We start from the raw sequence: 244 nt of genomic DNA, 5'->3' as shown, positions 1-244 counted from the left end.
AGAGCGGTGTGCTGGGAAACTAGCCCGCACCGTTCGGGAAGGGGCCGTCGGAAAAGGACTCGAACCACGAGTACCTCGCCGGCGGCCTACTTCACACAGACGCTGGTCGGCTGACGGCACGTGGGACAAGATCTTTGCAGCCGTCCTGGCCGACGCCGACGCGGAAGGCCGCATCGACTGGTCCATGGTGTCCGTGGACTCCACCACCTGCCGGGCCCACCAGCACGCCGCCGGAGCTCGTAGG

General features: G+C 67.2%; 1 pseudogene. It reads left to right on the top strand.

Annotated features, from left to right (window positions below):
• A pseudogene (locus IG78_RS53035) lies at positions 1–244 on the top strand (hypothetical protein); the annotation flags it as partial.

The sequence above is a fragment of the Streptomyces aureocirculatus genome (assembly GCF_000720475.1).
Classification (GTDB): Bacteria; Actinomycetota; Actinomycetes; order Streptomycetales; family Streptomycetaceae; genus Streptomyces; species Streptomyces aureocirculatus.
This window is presented reverse-complemented; position numbering and strand designations above follow the sequence as displayed.